A 17,598-nucleotide genomic window follows, 5' to 3' on the forward strand; every position below is an offset into this window, starting at 1 on the left:
CAAAACTCTGCCAAATCGAAGTTTATTCAGCGTTAAAAAATGCTAATATGTGCGGTATTTCTTAATCCTGTAGTTGTAGCCAGCGCATTTCCATTTCTTCCAGTCTTTCGGTCAGTACTTCCAGTCTGGTAGAAAGGTCCGCAATAATCTGGTAGTCGGTTTCATTGTTCAGTTGTTTCAGAATTTCATCCCGCGCAGATTCTGTTTCCGGCATTTCTTTTTCTATTTGTTCCAGTTCACGCTGTTCTTTGAAGGTGAGTTTCTTTTTTAGCTGATTTTTTGGCTCAGCGGCTTTCGCTGCCGGTACTTCCGTGCTTTTTGTTTTTTCTTCCTTCTGGCCGGCTTCTTCCTGCTTTTGCCGCTCGCGGTATTCTGAAAAGTTTCCGGTAAAGTCGCGGATTTTGCCATTGCCTTCAAAAGCCAGCACATGATCTACAATGCGGTCCATGAAATAGCGGTCGTGTGAGACAATAATCAGACTGCCCTGAAAATTCTGCAGGAAATTCTCCAGTACGGTGAGGGTAGGCAGGTCCAGGTCGTTTGTGGGTTCATCAAAAATCAGGAAATTGGGATTCTGATACAGCACGTACATGAGGTGTAGCCTTCTTTTTTCGCCACCCGAAAGTTTAGAGATAGGCGAATACTGGGTCTGGTCATCAAACAAAAAGAGCCGGAGGAACTGGGATGCCGAAATGGTACGGCCATTGGCCAGCGGAAAGTTTTCTGAGATTTCGCGGATGAAGTCGATGACCCGTTCATCTTCATTATAATGCAGGCCTTTCTGCGAAAAATAACCGAATTGAATGGTTTCACCGGTTTCTATGGTGCCCCTGTCTGCCGGTTCCAGCCCCTGAATGATATTGAGGAGTGTTGATTTCCCGGCGCCGTTTTTTCCTACAATCCCGATTTTATCTCCCCGCTGAAACTGATAGCTGAAATCCTTCAACAATACTTTATCGCCATAGCTTTTGTCAATATGGTGCAGTTCCAGAATCTTCCTGCCCAGGCGTTTCATTTCGAAGTCCAGTTCCAGGCTTTCTTTCCGGGTGTCTGTCTTGGCGGTTTTTTCGGTTTCATAGAATGCATCGATGCGGGATTTGGATTTGGTGGTGCGGGCCTTGGGTTGGCGGCGCATCCATTCCAGTTCCTTGCGGTACAGGTTGTTGGCTTTGTCTATGGTGGCGTTCAGATTTTCCTCACGGATCATTTTATTTTCCAGATAGGTGGCGTAGCTCCCGCGGTGCAGGTAGAGGTTTCCGTCTTCCATTTCCCAGATGGTGTCACATACAGCATCCAGAAAATAGCGGTCGTGGGTGACCAGCAAGAGGGTGATTTTTGCTTTGTTCAGATAGTTTTCCAGCCATTCTACCATGTCCACGTCCAGGTGGTTGGTAGGTTCGTCCATGATCAGGAGGATGTGGCGGTGCTCGGCACGGGTTTCAGTGAGGAGTTTGGCCAGGGCCACCCGTTTTACCTGTCCGCCGGAGAGGGTTCCCATTTTGGCCTCCAGATCGGTGATTTTCAGTTGAGAAAGAATTTGTTTCATCTCATTTTCCAGATCCCAGGCTTTGTGCATTTCCATTTCGGTCATGGCTTTTTCCATATCTTCCGGATTGCCGGTGTGCAGGGCATGGTGGTAGTTTTTCACCGCGGCAATAGGAGCAGAATCCAGCGTCATCATATACGCTTCGATGCTCAGCTGCGGGTCAAAGTCAATTTCCTGATCAAAGAGCACCACCTGAATGTCCTTGTTGACAGTAACTGTGCCTGAATCGGCGATTTCTTTACCCATCAGAATCTTGAGCAGGGTAGATTTTCCGCTGCCGTTTTTGGCCACAATGGCTATTTTATCGCCTTCATTCACATGGAAGGTGATGTTTTCGAAGAGTGATTTCAGCCCGTAGGATTTGGATAAATTTTCAGCCGTAACGTAGTTCATGATGACAATCTAAGTGGAGCAGCCGCTGGCGGCTGTTCAAATTTCTGCGAAAATACGGAATTGGATTGTATTGGCAGTGACGGTGTACGATCAGGAAGTGAATTCAGTGCTGCTTTCCACAGGAATAAGCGCTATTTGTAATCTGCAATCAGGAATTCACGCAGAAACAGGTAGGAAATTAAGATCATTGACAGCCAGATAATTACGATGTAAACTTTAAGCTTTGTGCTTTTTGAATTTTGATGAAAAGACCTGAGTAACCAAATCAGAATGCCTGTGGGAATGGCAAGTGCCCATATGAACGTCTGGTTAAAACCACTGTACAGGAACAGTACAATCATCCATGCAGCGTACAGGACGGAAATTACAGCGGAAAAAAGGTAGAGGGCCGTTTTCATGAAATGTTTTCTGGTTGACAGTACAAGATAATATTATTTAGTCAGGGTAGGGTTTATTACTCCAGCGTCATCCGCTTCAGACTCCACAAACTGCCGTTGTAGATGTTCACATCTACCTTGGTATTGATGCCGTACACAATACCGTTCTCCGTAAATTGCCAGAAATTCCAGTCGCTATGAGGGGAGGGCTGCGGCACATCATTATAATTTGCCAGCCAAAGCGGGTAATCGTCAAACTCCCCCTCCAGGTAATCTTTGTGATAATGGTAATAGGTATAAATAATGGGTTTCCTGCCGTAGCGGTCTTCCACAATTTTACACCAAATTTTCAGATCCTCAATCAGTTTTTCCTTCGTTTTGCGCCTCGGGATTTTTTCAATATCCAGAACCGGTGGCAAATCGCCGCTCTCCAGCGGAACCTGTTCCAGGAAATTATTGGCCTGCTTCACCGGATCTTCATCGGCACGGTAAAAATGGTAGGCGCCACGCACCAGATTGTGCTTTTTGGCCAGTGCCCAGAACTCCTCAAAATGGCGGTCTTTGCTGTGATTGCCCATGGTGGCCCGCAGTACTGCAAATTCTATAGGAACAGAGCGGTTGCCCACAGAAAGGCTGTCCCACTGCAAGTCTTCCTTGCGCTGGTAATGAGAAATATCAATGCCAAAAGTCTTGTCGGTATTGGCTCCGATGATTTTGTGAATCCGCTCCTCTTCGGCGGCACTGTTGGTCAGTTTCTTGTGCTCAAATTTGTCAAAATACATGGCATAGTAAAAAGAAATTTTCTGCTTCAGATACAGTCCCGTACCGGCCAGTGCTACACACAGAATAAAAAGCAACATCCCGCGCCGGAGCAGAAAGTGCCGTTTTCGTTTTTTATGAATTTTCCTTCGCGTTTGCCGCTTCTTCTTTTTCACTGCCATGATGCTGCAAAAATAGTTTTTTATTGGTTCCGCAGATACTTTTGACAGGAAACCATTTGTCGAAATTTTGCTTTAAACTTAGCATCTGAAGAATTGTATTAAATATCAGGTTTGGTATCTTTGATTAAAGGATTGAGAATAAGGTGAATAACACATCAGATAACACGGTATTTTTATGAATGAAATTCTGAAAAAGCATCCCCTCATTTAGTGGTTACTATTTTGCTTGTTGGCAATATTGGCTGGAATAGAAACCTGGGGTGTTATAAAAATGGATTACCCCAACCAAAAACGTATCCTATTTACATATATTTGGTATCATTATTAATTTCATTTTATCCTTTTTCTTTCTTTCATCATTTATGAAAATTAAAAATCGAAAAGGGAAATAATGATCGGTCAATCACATACTGATTTGTTTCAAAATTCAAAATACTTTCGTTTTTAGCCATAATGCTGTCTGAAACCCGGCGAAGGAAAGGTGTTTTTTTCTAATAATCAAGAGTTTTACCCCTTCAGGTCTCATAATGGTCAGATAATTGCCGCAAATTTCACAGGCGGCAGGCATTCATCTTCTGCCAAATTTTCGGTAACTTTGTAAGCGTATGGAAGCACGGGAAAAAATAGTCATTATAGGCGGCGGGTTTGCGGGACTGCAATTGGCAAGAACCCTGAACAATAAAAGAAAAAAAGTCTTTGTACTGGACAAGGTAAACCACCATATGTTTCAGCCTTTGTTTTATCAGGTGGCCTGCGGGCGTATAGAACCCAGTAATATTTCTTTCCCCTTTCGCAAAATCTTTCAGCGATCGCACAATATTCAGTTCCGCATGACCAAAGTACGGGAAATTTTACCGGAAGAAAATAAAGTCATCACAGATGATGCCGAATTTTCCTATGATAAACTGGTGATTGCTACCGGTTGTAAAACCAATTTCTTTGGCAATGACAAAATGGAATCGCTCACCTTCGGGATGAAAAATACCCAGGAAGCCATCGCCATCCGGAATCAGGTGTTGCTCACTTTTGAAAAACTCATTATAGAACGCAGGCGCAGTGATGACGGCAACTGGAACATTGTCATCGTAGGCAGTGGTCCTACCGGTGTGGAACTGGCCGGTGCTTTCGCGGAAATGAAAGAATTTGTCCTGCCCAGGGATTATCCGCACATGAATTTTGATGATCTCAATATCATCCTCATCAGTGCCTCAGATGCTCCGCTGGATACCATGAGTAAAGAATCGCAGGAAAAATCTGCCGAGTATCTGAAAGATTTCGGGGTGAATTTTATGAGCGGCGAGCGCGTTGTGGATTATGACGGAGAGAAAGTTTTTCTGGCCAGCGGCCAGGAAATAGCTGCCAATAATGTCATCTGGGCAGCCGGTGTTACCGGAAATATCATCAGCGGACTGAATGAGGAACAGATGATGCGCAACCGATATGTGGTAGACCGTTATAACAAAGTCATCGGTACCGAAAATATTTATGCCATAGGCGATATTGCCTATATGGAAACCCCTAATTATCCGCAGGGACATCCGCAGGTTGCCAATGTAGCCATAAACCAGGGAAAAAATCTGGGTAAAAACATCCTGAAAAATTCACAAAAAGACTGGGTGGAGTATGAGTATGTGGACCAGGGAAGTATGGCCACCATCGGGAAACACAGAGCAGTGGTAGATCTGCCGAAGTGGAAATTCCAGGGCGTCTTTGCCTGGTATTTCTGGATGTTTCTGCACCTGATGCTCATTTTGAGTGTGCGGAATAAAATTGCCATATTCTTTAACTGGATGTGGAGCTATTTCAACAAGGATTCCTCCCTTCGACTCATTATTCTGCCCAATAAGAAAAACAATACCGAACAATGAGAATTGACATCATAAGCGTGCTCCCGGAACTGATGGAGAGTCCGTTTCAGGCCTCTATATTGAAAAGAGCTGTAGAAAAAGGCCTTGCAGAAGTGCACTTTCATGCACTCAGGGAATACGGAATCGGGAAATACCGTAAACTGGACGATGAGCCTTATGGCGGGGGTGCCGGAATGGTGATGATGGTGGAGCCGCTGGACCAGTGTATCTCAGAGCTGACATCTCAGCGGGAATATGATGAAATTATTTATCTGACTCCCGAAGGCGAAACCCTGAATCAGAAAATTGCCAATACGCTTTCCATTAGAAATAATCTGATGCTCATCTGCGGGCATTACAAGGGAATTGATCAGCGGGTGCGGGATTTGCACGTGACCCGGGAAATTTCCATCGGGGATTTTGTGCTTACCGGTGGCGAGTTGGCGGCCTGCGTACTGGCAGATTCGGTGATCCGGCTTTTGCCCGGTGTTCTGAATGATGAACAAAGTGCGCTCACAGACAGTTTTCAGGATGGACTTCTATCGCCACCCATTTACACACGCCCCGAAGAGTACAAAGGATTGCGTGTGCCGGAGGTGCTCCTGAGCGGTAATTTTAAGAAAATTGAAGAGTGGCGGCATGATGAAGCGGTGCGCATTACCACAGAACGCAGACCGGATCTTTTGAAGTAACCTTACCGGAATGGTGATTCCAGAAAATCGTTCATTGGTTTGATGGACCTGAAGATCTCCGCAAATTTTTTTGCAGCACCGGGATTCAGCAGTTCTTCATCAGAGACGGGAAGGGATACATTGAAATTTTTCAGTTTCAGATATTCTGCCATGGGATCGTCCTTTTCGAATCCTGCGGGAACCCTTTGCAGTTTGCCTTCCACACTCAGTCCGCGAAAGTTATTGCGAAATTTACCCGAGTTCAGAATGCTTAGAAATTCTGTACCATTATTGGAAATTTCCTTCCGTATTTCCTTTAATACCGCCGGCTCTGGCCTGTACACGCCACCTGCCAGAAAAGATTTTCCCGGCTCGATGTGCAGATAATAACCGGAAACCCGGCCGCTTTTTCCCATGCCCAGGCTTGCGCCGAAATTGGTTTTGTACGGAGATTTATCAGCAGAAAACCGGACATCACGGTAAATCCGGAAAATGGCTTTCCGGGCATCCAGTCGGCCTGTTTCTTCATCAAAAACCGACGTTTCTTCTATAAGTTCCTGCACGAAGTGAATGACATCTTCCTGCGCTTCGGTATAGCGGGATTTATTTTCCATAAACCATTCGCGGTTATTGTTTTGTGCCAGGTGTTTCAGAAAGAGGAGGGTAGAAGACTTCATAGGATTACTTTGATACAAATTTATTCAAATAAAAATGAAACGAACTTCTTTTGGCGGTTTTCTCTCATCCATTTGAACAATAAATAATGACGGGAGAGTGTCGCATTTCCAAACTGTAAATTACCCCCGGCCATAAACCACAAAGACTGAACTGTAGAAAAATTACTTCAAAAAATTCATAAAAAAAATGGCCTTTCGTTGCCGAAAATAAAATCGTATCTTTGCCCCCGAATTATAGACGATCATTTACATGAATTTATTTACGGAGACCAACCTAAGTCCTGAAATACTGAAGGCAGTTGGCGAACTGGGCTTTGTAAGCCCTACAGAAATCCAAAAACAGACTATTCCTTTTATCTCTTCAGATATTCGCGATCTCATCGCACTTGCGCAAACAGGAACAGGCAAAACAGCAGCATTTTCGCTTCCGATTTTGGATATGATTGACGACGGGAGTCGCAAAATCCAATTATTGGTGCTGTGTCCTACAAGAGAACTTTGTTTGCAGATTACCAAAGACATTAAAAACTATTCGAAATACCTGCCCAACATCAAAACCACTGCGGTTTATGGAGGAAGCAGCATTATGGATCAAATCCGCTCGCTGCGTGAAAAGCCACAGATCATTGTGGGCACGCCGGGTCGGGTGATTGACCTCATTAACAGAAAAGCCCTGGATTTTTCTGAAATCCATTGGCTGGTGCTGGATGAAGCAGATGAAATGCTGTCTATGGGATTCAAAGATGACCTGGAAACCATCATGAGCGAAACACCGGAGACGAAACAGACCTTCCTCTTCAGTGCCACCATGAACAAAGAGGTAGAGCGTATTTCTAAAAATTACCTGACCAAGCCTCACAGAATTTCGGTAGGATCCATTAATGAGGTGAAGAAAAATATCAAGCATGAATATTACGTGGTGGGTTACCGTCAGAAAAAAGAAGCACTGAAACGCTTGATTGATGCCAACCCAAACCAATATTCCATTATTTTCTGCAGAACCAGAATGGAAACGCAGGAAATTGCAGACTTCCTGATGCAGAACGGTTATGCTGCCGATGCGCTTCATGGTGACCTCTCCCAGGCGCAAAGGGATACCGTGATGAAAAAATTCAGACTGAAAAACATCGATATTCTGGTAGCTACAGACGTGGCAGCCCGCGGTCTGGATGTAAACTCACTGACCCACGTCATTCACTATTCACTGCCGGATGATCCCGAGGTATTTGTACACCGCAGTGGAAGAACAGGCCGTGCCGGTAAAGACGGGATTTCCATGGCCTTGATTAAGCCGGAAGAGCAGAGAAAGTTAAAGCAAATCCGCACCTCCACTAAAATTGAAATTTCCGAAAAGAAAATCCCGACCGGTTCAGAAATTATGAAATCGCAGGTGGCAGGAGTTTTTGAAAAACTGTTTACCGAGCACGAAGAACTTTTCACATTTGATGATGCCTTGATTCCGGATCTCTCTGCGTTCAGCAAAGAAGAACTGGTGCACCAGTTGCTGCAACTGCAGTTGCGTGATCTTGCACTCTTCTATAACGGAAGACAGGATCTGGCAGATCAGAAGTTCAATGCAGATGACGGCCGCGAAAGCAGAAGGGAACGTTCCCGTAGAGATGGGGACAGAAGAGAGCGCGATGGCAAACGTGACGGCGGCCGGGACAGAAAAGGAAGGAAAGCACACGGTGATATGGTACGGTTCTTCTTCAATCTGGGAAAAAGAGATCAGCTGAAAAAAATGGATATGCTGGAAATTCTGAATAAAGCCACGTCCAAATCCAGGAAGCGTCCGAACATTGGTGATATAGAAATCCTGGAGAAATTTTCTTTCTTCGAGGTAGAAAAATCATATAAAGATGAGGTGATCCGTGGTCTGCAGACACAGAAATTCAAAGGAAAACCCATGCGCGCCGAAGAGGCAAACTGATTTTTCTGATGCAAATTATTGAAAGCACAAACTTGGCGGGTTTGTGCTTTTTTTGTGCCATGCTGTGCCAGATAAAAATCATGTTAAGTTACTATTAACTTAATATTAAATTAACATTGTTAAAATAAGCAAACCGTACCTTTGCAGTCTCAATAAAGTTTAATGAAAAGAATACTATAAAGTTTAATGAAAAGAATACTTTTTTTAATTGGAATCTTTGCGGTTCAGTGGATTTTTGCTCAGACGAATCCCCGGGAGCATATTTCCTCTTTCAACGTGGCGACCCTCACCTATAAGCATGATGAAAACTGGCAGGCACTGCTGGAGTTGCAGTCCCGCGGCATAGAAGACTTTGTGAAAATTGACTATTACGAAGTGAAGGGAGGCATCGGGTACAATATCGGAAACCACCAGCCGTTTGTCGGAATCGGAACTTATGGAACCTACCGGAACAGTAAATTTTATCAGCGTGAAATGCGCTTGTGGCTTCAGTATATTTATTCACATAATATAGACCGCCTGAAGCTGGATCACCGGGTGCGCGCAGAAAAAAGATTCTTCAGTTATCCGCAGACCGATACGGAAGAAAATACCGAACGTTACCGCTACAGACTTACGGCTTCTGTACCGCTGAACAATGAAAAAATGCAGGCCAACACATTTTATGTCAATGCTTTTGAGGAGCTTTTCTTCGGTCCGGAACTGCCCGCTTTCAAGCGGAACAGACTCTTCGGCGGGGTAGGATATGTGTACAGCCGCAATGTGAGTGCCAACCTGGGGTATATGTGGCAGCGCGAGTTCTCGGCGTCCGGACAGCGTAATCTGCATTTCATGTATTTTGCCCTGAACTTCACCATAGACCGTCTGAAAGATTATCCGCAGTCTTATCCGGTGATTGATTAAATGTATGTTAACAAAACTTAATAGTAAATAAAAAATCGTTTGTCAGATATTACGGATATTTGCAAACTCAAAAAAACAAATTTTAGAAATGGGAATTGGTAATATTTTCAAGGCTTTTCAGCCAAAAGATAAAGTGTTTCATGTGATTTTTGAAAAAGTAGCAGACACTTTAGTGAACATGTCTCGTGAGTTTCATGAAGGAATGCTGGATTTTGACCTGAATGATGATGCGCTTCTGAAGAAAATGAGCGATTACGAACACAAAATGGATGATCTGACCCATGAAATCTTCGTACAGCTGGGAGAAAACTTTATCACCCCTTTTGACCGTGAAGATATCAGCGCACTGGCTGCCGGTCTGGATGATATTGCAGATTACCTGTATTCCTCTGCCAAATACATCTACCTGTATAAAACTCCTTTTGCCAAAGAATATTCTGAATTTTCACTGCTGATTCATAAATCGTGTGTCGAGATTCAGAACGCCATGAAGCATCTGAATAATTTCTCTAATATGGCCGAGGTAAAAGAATCCTGTATTAAAATTAACTCCTTCGAAAACCTTGCAGACGATGTGCTGAGCCAGGGTATTCTGAAGATATTTGAAAGCAATGATGCCATTCTGGTAATCAAAACCAAGCACGTTCTGGATCATCTGGAAATCGTGACAGATAAAGCGGAAGATGTAGCCAATACCATTGAAAACATCATCATCAAGTACGCCTAACTGATTATTAATTTTTATTACTTCTCAACAAGAATGGAATTACCAATTCTTCTGATTGTCATCATCGTACTCGCCCTTATATTTGATTACATCAACGGGTTTCATGATGCTGCCAATTCTATTGCAACTATTGTTTCCACCAAGGTTCTCACGCCGTTTCAGGCGGTACTGTGGGCTGCAGTGTGGAACTTCGCCGCATTCTTTGTGGCCATGTATATCATCGGTGAATTTAAAATCGGGAACACGATCGCCAAAACTGTAAACGAAGACTTCATTAATCTGGAGGTGATTCTGGCCGGTCTTGTAGCTGCTATTTTCTGGAATTTGCTGACCTGGTGGTTCGGGATTCCTTCTTCGTCCTCGCATACGCTCATCGGGGGATTCCTGGGAGCTGCGCTTATGCATGCCTTTGTTATCGATTATCAGGCGGTAAACCTTGCCAGTCCGGATCTGTCTGTTTTTGCCAAGGTGAAGGAAGCCCTGGCACAGGTCTTTACCCAGAGCGTCATTAAGTATGAAAAGGTTATTCCTATTTTCCTGTTCATCTTCCTGGCACCGCTGGTGGGGATGTTGGTTTCCGTCATCATTACCCTGATTATTGTGAATGCAGCAAAGAATACCAATCCTCATAAAGCAGATCAGCAGTTCAAGAAATGGCAGTTGTTTTCTTCCGCACTGTTCAGTCTGGGACATGGTCTGAATGATGCGCAGAAGGTAATGGGAATCATTGGAGCGGCAGTTATTTATTACCACGTCACTATGGTAGGCGGTAATGATCCGTACGCGGTGATGGATTCTGCCGATCGTTTCGCATATTTTACCACAGATTATATCTGGGTACCGTTTGTATCCTTCCTGGCTATCGGTTTGGGAACCATGAGCGGAGGCTGGAAGATTGTGAAAACCATGGGAACCAGAATTACCAAAGTGACACCACTGGAAGGCGTGAGTGCAGAAACAGCCGGGGCATTAACCCTGTTCCTTACAGACCACCTGGGAGTGCCGGTTTCTACCACCCACACCATTACAGGTTCCATTATTGGGGTGGGACTTACAAAAAGAGTATCTGCGGTACGGTGGGGGATTACGGTGAGCCTGCTTTGGGCATGGATTCTTACCATTCCTGTAAGCGCCATTATTGCGGCCGTCATCTACCTGGTTATCAGATAATTTTACCATTATTAAAAAAGCATAAACCATTTCAATCTGAGATGGTTTTTTTTGTGTGCAGTAGCGCATAAAATGTTTAATAATCGTATTTTTGCAGGAAAGCAGTTTTTTTTATGGAATTTATAGACCAATATCAGGAAATCATCGCAAAAGCTATAGAGAAATATACCTTCAGGGATAAGCCCGAAGAGCTCTATGAGCCTATGAACTATATCATCTCTCATGGCGGGAAAAGACTGCGGCCTATCATGGTATTGCTGGCGTGTGATCTGTTTGGCGGTGATCTTAAAAAAGCCATCAAACCGGCTTTGGCCATAGAATATTTTCATAACTTCACCCTGATTCATGATGATATTATGGACGAAGCGCCCCTGCGCAGAAATGTACCCACCATCCATACCGTGTATGGCCTCAATACCGGAATCCTCTCCGGAGACGGCCTGCTCCTGAAAGCCTATAAATTCTTTGAAGACCTGGAACCGGAATTGTACAAAGCCTGTGTGCGCGTCTTCACCCATACCGGTTTGTTGCTGTGCGAGGGACAGCAGTATGATATTAATTTCGAAACCCAGCCGAATGTCACCTATGAGGAATATATCCGGATGATTACCTATAAAACAGGAGTGCTCAGCGCTTCCTCATTCGAAATTGGTGCCCTTATTGCCGGAGCTCCTTTCAAAGATGCCAAAAATATCTTTAACTTCGGAAAGCATATCGGGATTGCATTTCAGATTATGGATGATTATCTGGATGTGTTTGGCAATCAGAAAGATTTCGGTAAAAAACACGCTGGCGACATTTACGAGAACAAAAAAACCGTACTCTACCTGCTGGCCCGTGAGCATGCCACACCGGCAGAGCTGGAAGAACTGGACTTCTGGTATTCCAAAAAAACCGATAATGTAGATAAAATCTACGGCGTAGAGAAAATCCTGCGTCGTACCAAGGTAGATGAGAAAACCCTGCGCCTGGTAGAAAAACATAACGAAATTGCACATGATTACCTTATGAAAATTGAGGTGAGTGACGAGAAGAAAAAACCATTTATAGAACTGGCCAATTACCTGCTCAGAAGAGAGTCTTAGTCATTGTAGCGAGTAGCATGATGAAATTCCGTACAGAAATCAATATCCCGGAGTCCCGGCAGAAAATACAGGTGGAAGACTGCGTGTTTACCATGGGTTCCTGCTTCTCTGCGGAGATTTCAGAACTCCTGGCCAAAGGGCAGATCCAGACCCTGAACAATCCCTATGGAACCTTGTTTAATCCGTATTCCATAAACCATGCCCTGCGCAGAATTCATGACTCGGCTTTATATACTCAGGAGGATTTAATTTCCTTTGATCAGCAAGCCATTTCTCTGGATCACCATAGTAGTTTCAATGCCCGTTTTCCGCATCAGACGCTGGAAAAAATCAATGCGAAAATAGAACAGGCCAGTCAGTTTCTGCAAAAAAGCCATTGGGTCATCATCACCTACGGCACCTCTTTTATTTACGAGTTTTTACCCGGAAAAAAGCTGGTGGCCAATTGTCATAAAATTCCCGGTAAATTTTTCAGCAAACGGCTGCTTACCCTGGACGAAATTACGGCATCCATAGCAGAAACCATAGAAAATCTTACGGACATCTGCCCGCAGGAGGTGCAGATTCTGTTCACCGTCTCTCCCGTGCGGCATACCAAAGACGGTATGGCAGAAAATCAGCTCAGCAAGGCACTGCTCATTACCGCATTGCACCAGACCGTAGCCCAATACGAAAACTGCACCTATCTGCCGGTATATGAACTGATGATGGATGATCTGCGGGATTACCGCTTCTACAAAGAAGACATGATTCATCCCAGTGCGCAGGCGGTGAACTATATTTTTGAAAAATTCGGAAATGCTTATTTTTCAGATGAAACCATGGATTTTATAGAAGAAAATTTCAATATCTCCAAAGCGCTGAATCACAAACCCGAAGACCACACCCACCCGAAACATCAGGAATTTCTGGAAAAACTGAACAGCAGGATTGCCACACAGCAGACCAGGGTCAAGCATAAAATATTTTAGCAGCACAGATACGGAAATTGTGTGCGGAACCGCGGGAAACTGCCGTACTTTATTTTTTTTATGGCAGCTGTATCCGCCTTCCACTCCCGCTTTTTTGTGCCGCTGCGCATCACAAAAAGAGCTCCGTTCAAGTCGGGCTGCAAATTTAAAGACAAAACAACATGATCGATACCCATACCCATCTCTATTCCTCAGAATTCGACTCCGATTTTCCGGAAGTGTACCAGCGGGCGCTGGACAAAGGGGTGAACCGCTTTTACCTGCCGGCCATAGACTCAGAAACCCATGAAAAAATGCTGGACCTGGAAGCAAAATATCCGGATGCGATTTTTGCGATGATGGGGCTGCATCCCTGTTCCGTGAAGCCGGAAACGTGGGAGCAGGAGCTGGAGATGGTTGAAAAATACCTGAACCAAAGAGATTTCCCGGCCATCGGTGAAATTGGAATAGATCTGTACTGGGACAAAACTACTCTGGATATTCAGATTAAGGCGTTTGAGCGGCAAATTGACTGGGCGATTGAGCATGATTTACCCATCGTCATCCATACGCGTGAGAGTTTTGATGAGGTCTTTGCCGTTTTAGAGCGAAAGAAACATCCGAAATTGCGGGGTGTTTTTCATTGTTTTTCCGGCACACTGGAGCAGGCACATCATGCCATCAGTCTCGGCTTTATGCTGGGAATTGGGGGGGTGGTGACCTTTAAAAACGGAAAAATAGATCAGTTTCTGCATGAAATTCCGCTAGATCATATTGTACTGGAAACCGACTCACCCTACCTGGCACCGGTACCGTTCCGCGGCAAAAGAAACGAAAGTTCCTATGTTGCACTGGTAGCAGGCAAACTGGTAGATATTTATGGCGTGGACTATGCCGAAATAGACTGCAGAACCACGGAAAATGCACTGAGGATGTTCGGGAAGTAAAGCCCGATAAGTCCCCGGGTTCGGAGATTTGCCTGTTTTGACTTCATAAAAAAGAAACTGTCTCAATACTCAATTAATTGCTTGAGATTTTAATATTTGGGCACCATTCTCTGATAGGAGTCTGTGAGAAAATCATTATAAAAGCCGTTTCATTAAGTTATGAGACGGCTTCTTTGGATGATAATGCGGTGGAAATTACTTCTTTCTGAAGAAATTTTTATTTTTCACCTTCTTGAAGCCAATGTTCTCTTTTGCCTGCGGGGTAGGTTTCGGGGTGAAAGAGCGGTTGTTGCTGTCCCGTTTCTGTACCACCAGATCGTCCGTGTGATACGGATGGTCTTTTTCCACCGGGATTTTCTTGCCAATGAGCTTTTCGGTATTTTTCAGGTTAATGAGATCCAGACCGTCCACAAACGAGATGGATTTTCCCTCTGCACCGGCTCTTCCGGTACGCCCGATGCGGTGCACGTAGGTTTCGGACACATCTGACAGCTCAAAATTCACCACATATTTCAGCTCGTCAATGTCAATGCCCCTTGCGGCAATATCGGTGGCGACCAATACTCTGGTTTTCCCGGACTTGAAGTTGCTCAGCGCATTTTGCCGCTGATTCTGTGATTTGTTTCCGTGAATGGCTTCTGCAGAAATTTTGCTTTTCTGTAGTTTGCGGGCAATTTTATCGGCTCCGTGTTTGGTCCGTGCAAAAACGAGTACCGATTCATGAATGTCATTTTGCAGGATATGGGTCAGCAAATCCAGTTTGTCATCCCGTTCCACAAAATATACTTTCTGCTGAATGGTTTCGGCGGTAGAAGATACCGGCGCCACTTCTACCCGAACGGGTTTGGTGAGCATGGAATCTGCCAGATTTTCAATTTCAGCAGGAAATGTAGCCGAGAAAAACAGCGTTTGTCTTTTAGGAGGGAGTAATTTTACCACACGCTTCACATCGTGCACAAAACCCATATCCAGCATCCGGTCTGCCTCATCCAGCACAAAGATTTCCAGATTTTTGAGGGAAATAATTCCCTGGCCAATAAAATCCAGCAAGCGGCCGGGAGTGGCAATCAGAATGTCCACACCTTTTTTCAGAGCAGCTTCCTGAGCGCCTTGTTTTACTCCGCCAAAGATGACTAGGTTTTTCAGTTTCAGGTGTCTGCCATAAGCGTTGAAACTTTCTTCAATCTGGATGGCGAGTTCGCGGGTGGGCGTCAGTACCAGTGCTTTGATGTGCGGGTTGCGCAGATTCTTTTCGGTAAGATTCTGGAGGATGGGAATGGCAAAAGCTGCCGTTTTTCCGGTTCCCGTCTGGGCGGTTCCCAGCAGGTCTCTGCCCTGCAGAATATTGGGAATAGATTGTTGCTGTATGGGTGTCGGGTTTTCGTAACCCTCTTCCTGCAAAGATTTCAGGATGGGCTCTATCAGTTTTAGTTCTGTAAATTTCAAAAGAAATGTTTTAAGTTAAATAAAAGATTAATCGTCATTCTTTTATAGATGTAACGCAGAAAAATGAGAAGAAACACAAGTGGCGGTTTCCTGCCGGAGGGGGCAGATTCATTTCAGAATGACAACGTTCATAGAAAATCCTTCTGCACAGAAGGAGTCATGCGGCAAAGATAGGTCAAAAAAATAAGACTCAGCCCATTTATACTGAAAAGTACACGATGTGCATTACGACGGATACTAACCGTCAGTTTTGGTCCACTGCCGGGTTTTGCGCAGGTTTTCAATATGCCGGTAAATAGCGGCAAGTTCTTCGGTACCGTGCTTGCCGTAGTCTTCAATTTCTTTTTGGGTGCCATCTTTGTAAAAAAGGCGGAGCGTGGCGGTGGGCAAATCGGTGATTTGCCGGTTTCCATAACGGGATTGTAAGGTATGCGGATTTGCAGCTTCCAGCAGCGTGAGGAGTTGCTGATAGTCCTCCGGACTGAGGGTAGCCGTAAAAGTTCCCTCACGTTCATTACTAAGGTCATCTTTGGATCTGCCTTCCGAAAAAGTAAAATGTTCTGCCTCAATAACGGCCGAGCGGTCGGGGAGAATGGTTATTTTAAATATCGGACAAAACCCGAAACAGGCACCTGCCTCGTATTCTATTTTGCTGTAAGTAACGGAATTTTGCATGGCACAGGAATTTAAAATGAACAAAGCGAAGATACTGAAAAGAAATTTCATTTTTTTAAAGGGATTCTTCCAAGAATTATTCCGAAGAGATTGTAGTGCTGGCAGGCAGTTTAAGTCCTGCCGAAAATTGGATAGCATTAGGTTACTTCCTCCAACAAATGGTCGGCACCTTATTTGTGGGGGAATAAATTTTCCTGAAATGAACGGTGATTCAGAATTGGTGAGGAATAGCCGCCCCGGCTTTTAATGACCAGACCGCAACCGGGGCTAAAGCAAAAAAACACTACCCGTGCAGTTTCTTCCAGATGGCGTCCTTAAGCTCTGTGAGGCCTTCCTGCGTGACACCGGAGAAGAACAGGGGCTGCCGGTTCTCAGGGAATTCTGCAGAGATTTCACGCTTCAGTTCGTCATCCAGTAAATCTGCTTTGGATACCGATACAATGAAATCCTTGTCCAGCAATTCGGGGTTGTATTCCTGCAGTTCGTTTTCCAGAATTTTAAACTCCTGAAAGTGATCTTCAGAATCTGCCGGAATCAGAAACAGCAAAATAGAATTTCGTTCTATATGCCTCAGGAAGCGGTGTCCCAGACCTTTGCCCTCGGCCGCACCTTCTATAATTCCGGGAATATCAGCCATTACAAAGGATTTGTAATTCCGGTAATCTACAATGCCCAGATTGGGGGTCAGTGTGGTAAAGGCATAATCGGCAATCTTGGGTTTGGCTGCAGAGACCGCAGCAAGCAAGGTAGATTTTCCGGCATTGGGGAAACCTACCAGTCCTACATCGGCCAGCAGCTTCAGTTCAAAAACCACGTAACCTTCCTCACCCGGAAGCCCGGGCTGCGCATATCGGGGCGTCTGGTTGGTAGATGATTTGAAATGTTCATTTCCCAGACCGCCTTTGCCGCCCTGCATCAGGATGATTTCCTGACCGTCCTCCATAATCTCACCAATGATCTCGCCTTCTTCATTTTTAGCAATGGTCCCGATGGGTACGTCTATATACACATCAGCGCCATAGCCTCCGGTCAGTTGGTTTTTGCCACCATTTTCGCCCCGCTCTGCCTTTACGTGGCGGGTATAGCGCAGCGGGAGCAGGGTCCACTCATGTGCGTTGCCCCGCATGATTACGTGACCGCCACGGCCGCCGTCGCCACCATCGGGTCCGCCCTTGGGAATATATTTTTCACGGCGAAGATGGGCAGATCCTGCACCTCCGTGGCCGCTTTTACAATGTATTTTTACGTAATCTACGAAGTTTGACATAATGATTTATTCGGGTTCTCTGATCCTTTTCGGACTCCTGCGGAGT

General features: G+C 44.9%; 15 protein-coding genes. 9 read left to right on the forward strand and 6 right to left on the reverse strand.

Going from position 1 to position 17,598, the window contains the following annotated elements; all coding sequences use genetic code 11:
• Positions 1 to 61 precede the first annotated feature (61 nt).
• Both LKO26_RS07115 and LKO26_RS07120 read right to left on the reverse strand, forming a co-directional pair.
• The gene (locus LKO26_RS07115; RefSeq protein WP_227587162.1) at positions 62 to 1,939 is read right to left on the reverse strand and encodes an ABC-F family ATP-binding cassette domain-containing protein; all 1,878 of its coding nucleotides are present in this window, start codon (positions 1,937 to 1,939) and stop codon (positions 62 to 64) included.
• 454 nt (positions 1,940 to 2,393) lie between these two features.
• The gene (locus LKO26_RS07120) at positions 2,394 to 3,257 is read right to left on the reverse strand and encodes a glycoside hydrolase family 25 protein (protein WP_227587163.1); all 864 of its coding nucleotides are present in this window, start codon (positions 3,255 to 3,257) and stop codon (positions 2,394 to 2,396) included.
• Positions 3,258 to 3,862: 605 nt separating this feature from the next.
• On the opposite strand from LKO26_RS07120, the gene LKO26_RS07125 reads away from it, so the two are divergent.
• Complete coding sequence (locus tag LKO26_RS07125) at positions 3,863 to 5,125, forward strand: NAD(P)/FAD-dependent oxidoreductase (RefSeq protein WP_227587164.1); 1,263 nt, start codon at positions 3,863 to 3,865, stop codon at positions 5,123 to 5,125.
• Positions 5,122 to 5,796: a tRNA (guanosine(37)-N1)-methyltransferase TrmD gene (gene trmD, locus LKO26_RS07130; RefSeq protein WP_227587165.1), complete on the forward strand. Its 675-nt coding sequence runs from the start codon at positions 5,122 to 5,124 to the stop codon at positions 5,794 to 5,796. Before LKO26_RS07125 ends, trmD begins: the two co-directional genes overlap by 4 nt.
• 2 nt (positions 5,797 to 5,798) lie before the next feature.
• Here trmD and LKO26_RS07135 read toward each other — a convergent pair whose 3' ends face one another.
• Complete coding sequence (locus LKO26_RS07135) at positions 5,799 to 6,452, reverse strand: DUF2461 domain-containing protein (RefSeq protein WP_227587166.1); 654 nt, start codon at positions 6,450 to 6,452, stop codon at positions 5,799 to 5,801.
• 250 nt (positions 6,453 to 6,702) lie between these two features.
• Between LKO26_RS07135 and LKO26_RS07140 the strand changes: the two genes are divergently transcribed.
• From LKO26_RS07140 to LKO26_RS07170, 7 genes are all read left to right on the forward strand, one after another.
• Entirely contained in the window at positions 6,703 to 8,382 is a 1,680-nt protein-coding gene (locus LKO26_RS07140) for a DEAD/DEAH box helicase (RefSeq protein ID WP_227587167.1), read from the forward strand.
• 186 nt (positions 8,383 to 8,568) lie between these two features.
• Positions 8,569 to 9,285 (forward strand): DUF2490 domain-containing protein, encoded by a 717-nt coding sequence (locus LKO26_RS07145; RefSeq protein WP_227587168.1) that lies wholly within the window; start codon positions 8,569 to 8,571, stop codon positions 9,283 to 9,285.
• Between the two features lie 88 nt (positions 9,286 to 9,373).
• Entirely contained in the window at positions 9,374 to 10,012 is a 639-nt protein-coding gene (locus LKO26_RS07150; protein ID WP_227587169.1) for a DUF47 domain-containing protein, read from the forward strand.
• 33 nt (positions 10,013 to 10,045) lie between these two features.
• The gene (locus tag LKO26_RS07155) at positions 10,046 to 11,182 is read left to right on the forward strand and encodes an inorganic phosphate transporter (RefSeq protein ID WP_227587170.1); all 1,137 of its coding nucleotides are present in this window, start codon (positions 10,046 to 10,048) and stop codon (positions 11,180 to 11,182) included.
• Positions 11,183 to 11,295: 113 nt separating this feature from the next.
• Entirely contained in the window at positions 11,296 to 12,267 is a 972-nt protein-coding gene (locus LKO26_RS07160) for a polyprenyl synthetase family protein (protein WP_227587171.1), read from the forward strand.
• A gap of 20 nt (positions 12,268 to 12,287) precedes the next feature.
• Positions 12,288 to 13,238 (forward strand): GSCFA domain-containing protein, encoded by a 951-nt coding sequence (locus LKO26_RS07165; RefSeq protein WP_227587279.1) that lies wholly within the window; start codon positions 12,288 to 12,290, stop codon positions 13,236 to 13,238.
• A 161-nt stretch (positions 13,239 to 13,399) separates the two neighbouring features.
• Positions 13,400 to 14,164 (forward strand): TatD family hydrolase, encoded by a 765-nt coding sequence (locus LKO26_RS07170; RefSeq protein ID WP_227587172.1) that lies wholly within the window; start codon positions 13,400 to 13,402, stop codon positions 14,162 to 14,164.
• 195 nt (positions 14,165 to 14,359) lie between these two features.
• Here the strand turns inward: LKO26_RS07170 and LKO26_RS07175 are convergent, their stop codons facing one another.
• From LKO26_RS07175 to obgE, 3 genes are all read right to left on the reverse strand, one after another.
• Positions 14,360 to 15,610 (reverse strand): DEAD/DEAH box helicase, encoded by a 1,251-nt coding sequence (locus LKO26_RS07175; protein ID WP_227587173.1) that lies wholly within the window; start codon positions 15,608 to 15,610, stop codon positions 14,360 to 14,362.
• A gap of 237 nt (positions 15,611 to 15,847) precedes the next feature.
• Positions 15,848 to 16,285, reverse strand: a complete 438-nt coding sequence (locus tag LKO26_RS07180; protein WP_227587174.1) for a DUF6438 domain-containing protein — start codon at positions 16,283 to 16,285, stop codon at positions 15,848 to 15,850.
• Between the two features lie 283 nt (positions 16,286 to 16,568).
• Positions 16,569 to 17,552 (reverse strand): GTPase ObgE, encoded by a 984-nt coding sequence (obgE, locus tag LKO26_RS07185; RefSeq protein ID WP_227587175.1) that lies wholly within the window; start codon positions 17,550 to 17,552, stop codon positions 16,569 to 16,571.
• Positions 17,553 to 17,598 lie beyond the last annotated feature (46 nt).

Origin of the sequence: Chryseobacterium sp. MFBS3-17 (genome assembly GCF_020687745.1) — a bacterium.
Taxonomy (GTDB): Bacteria; Bacteroidota; Bacteroidia; order Flavobacteriales; family Weeksellaceae; genus Marnyiella.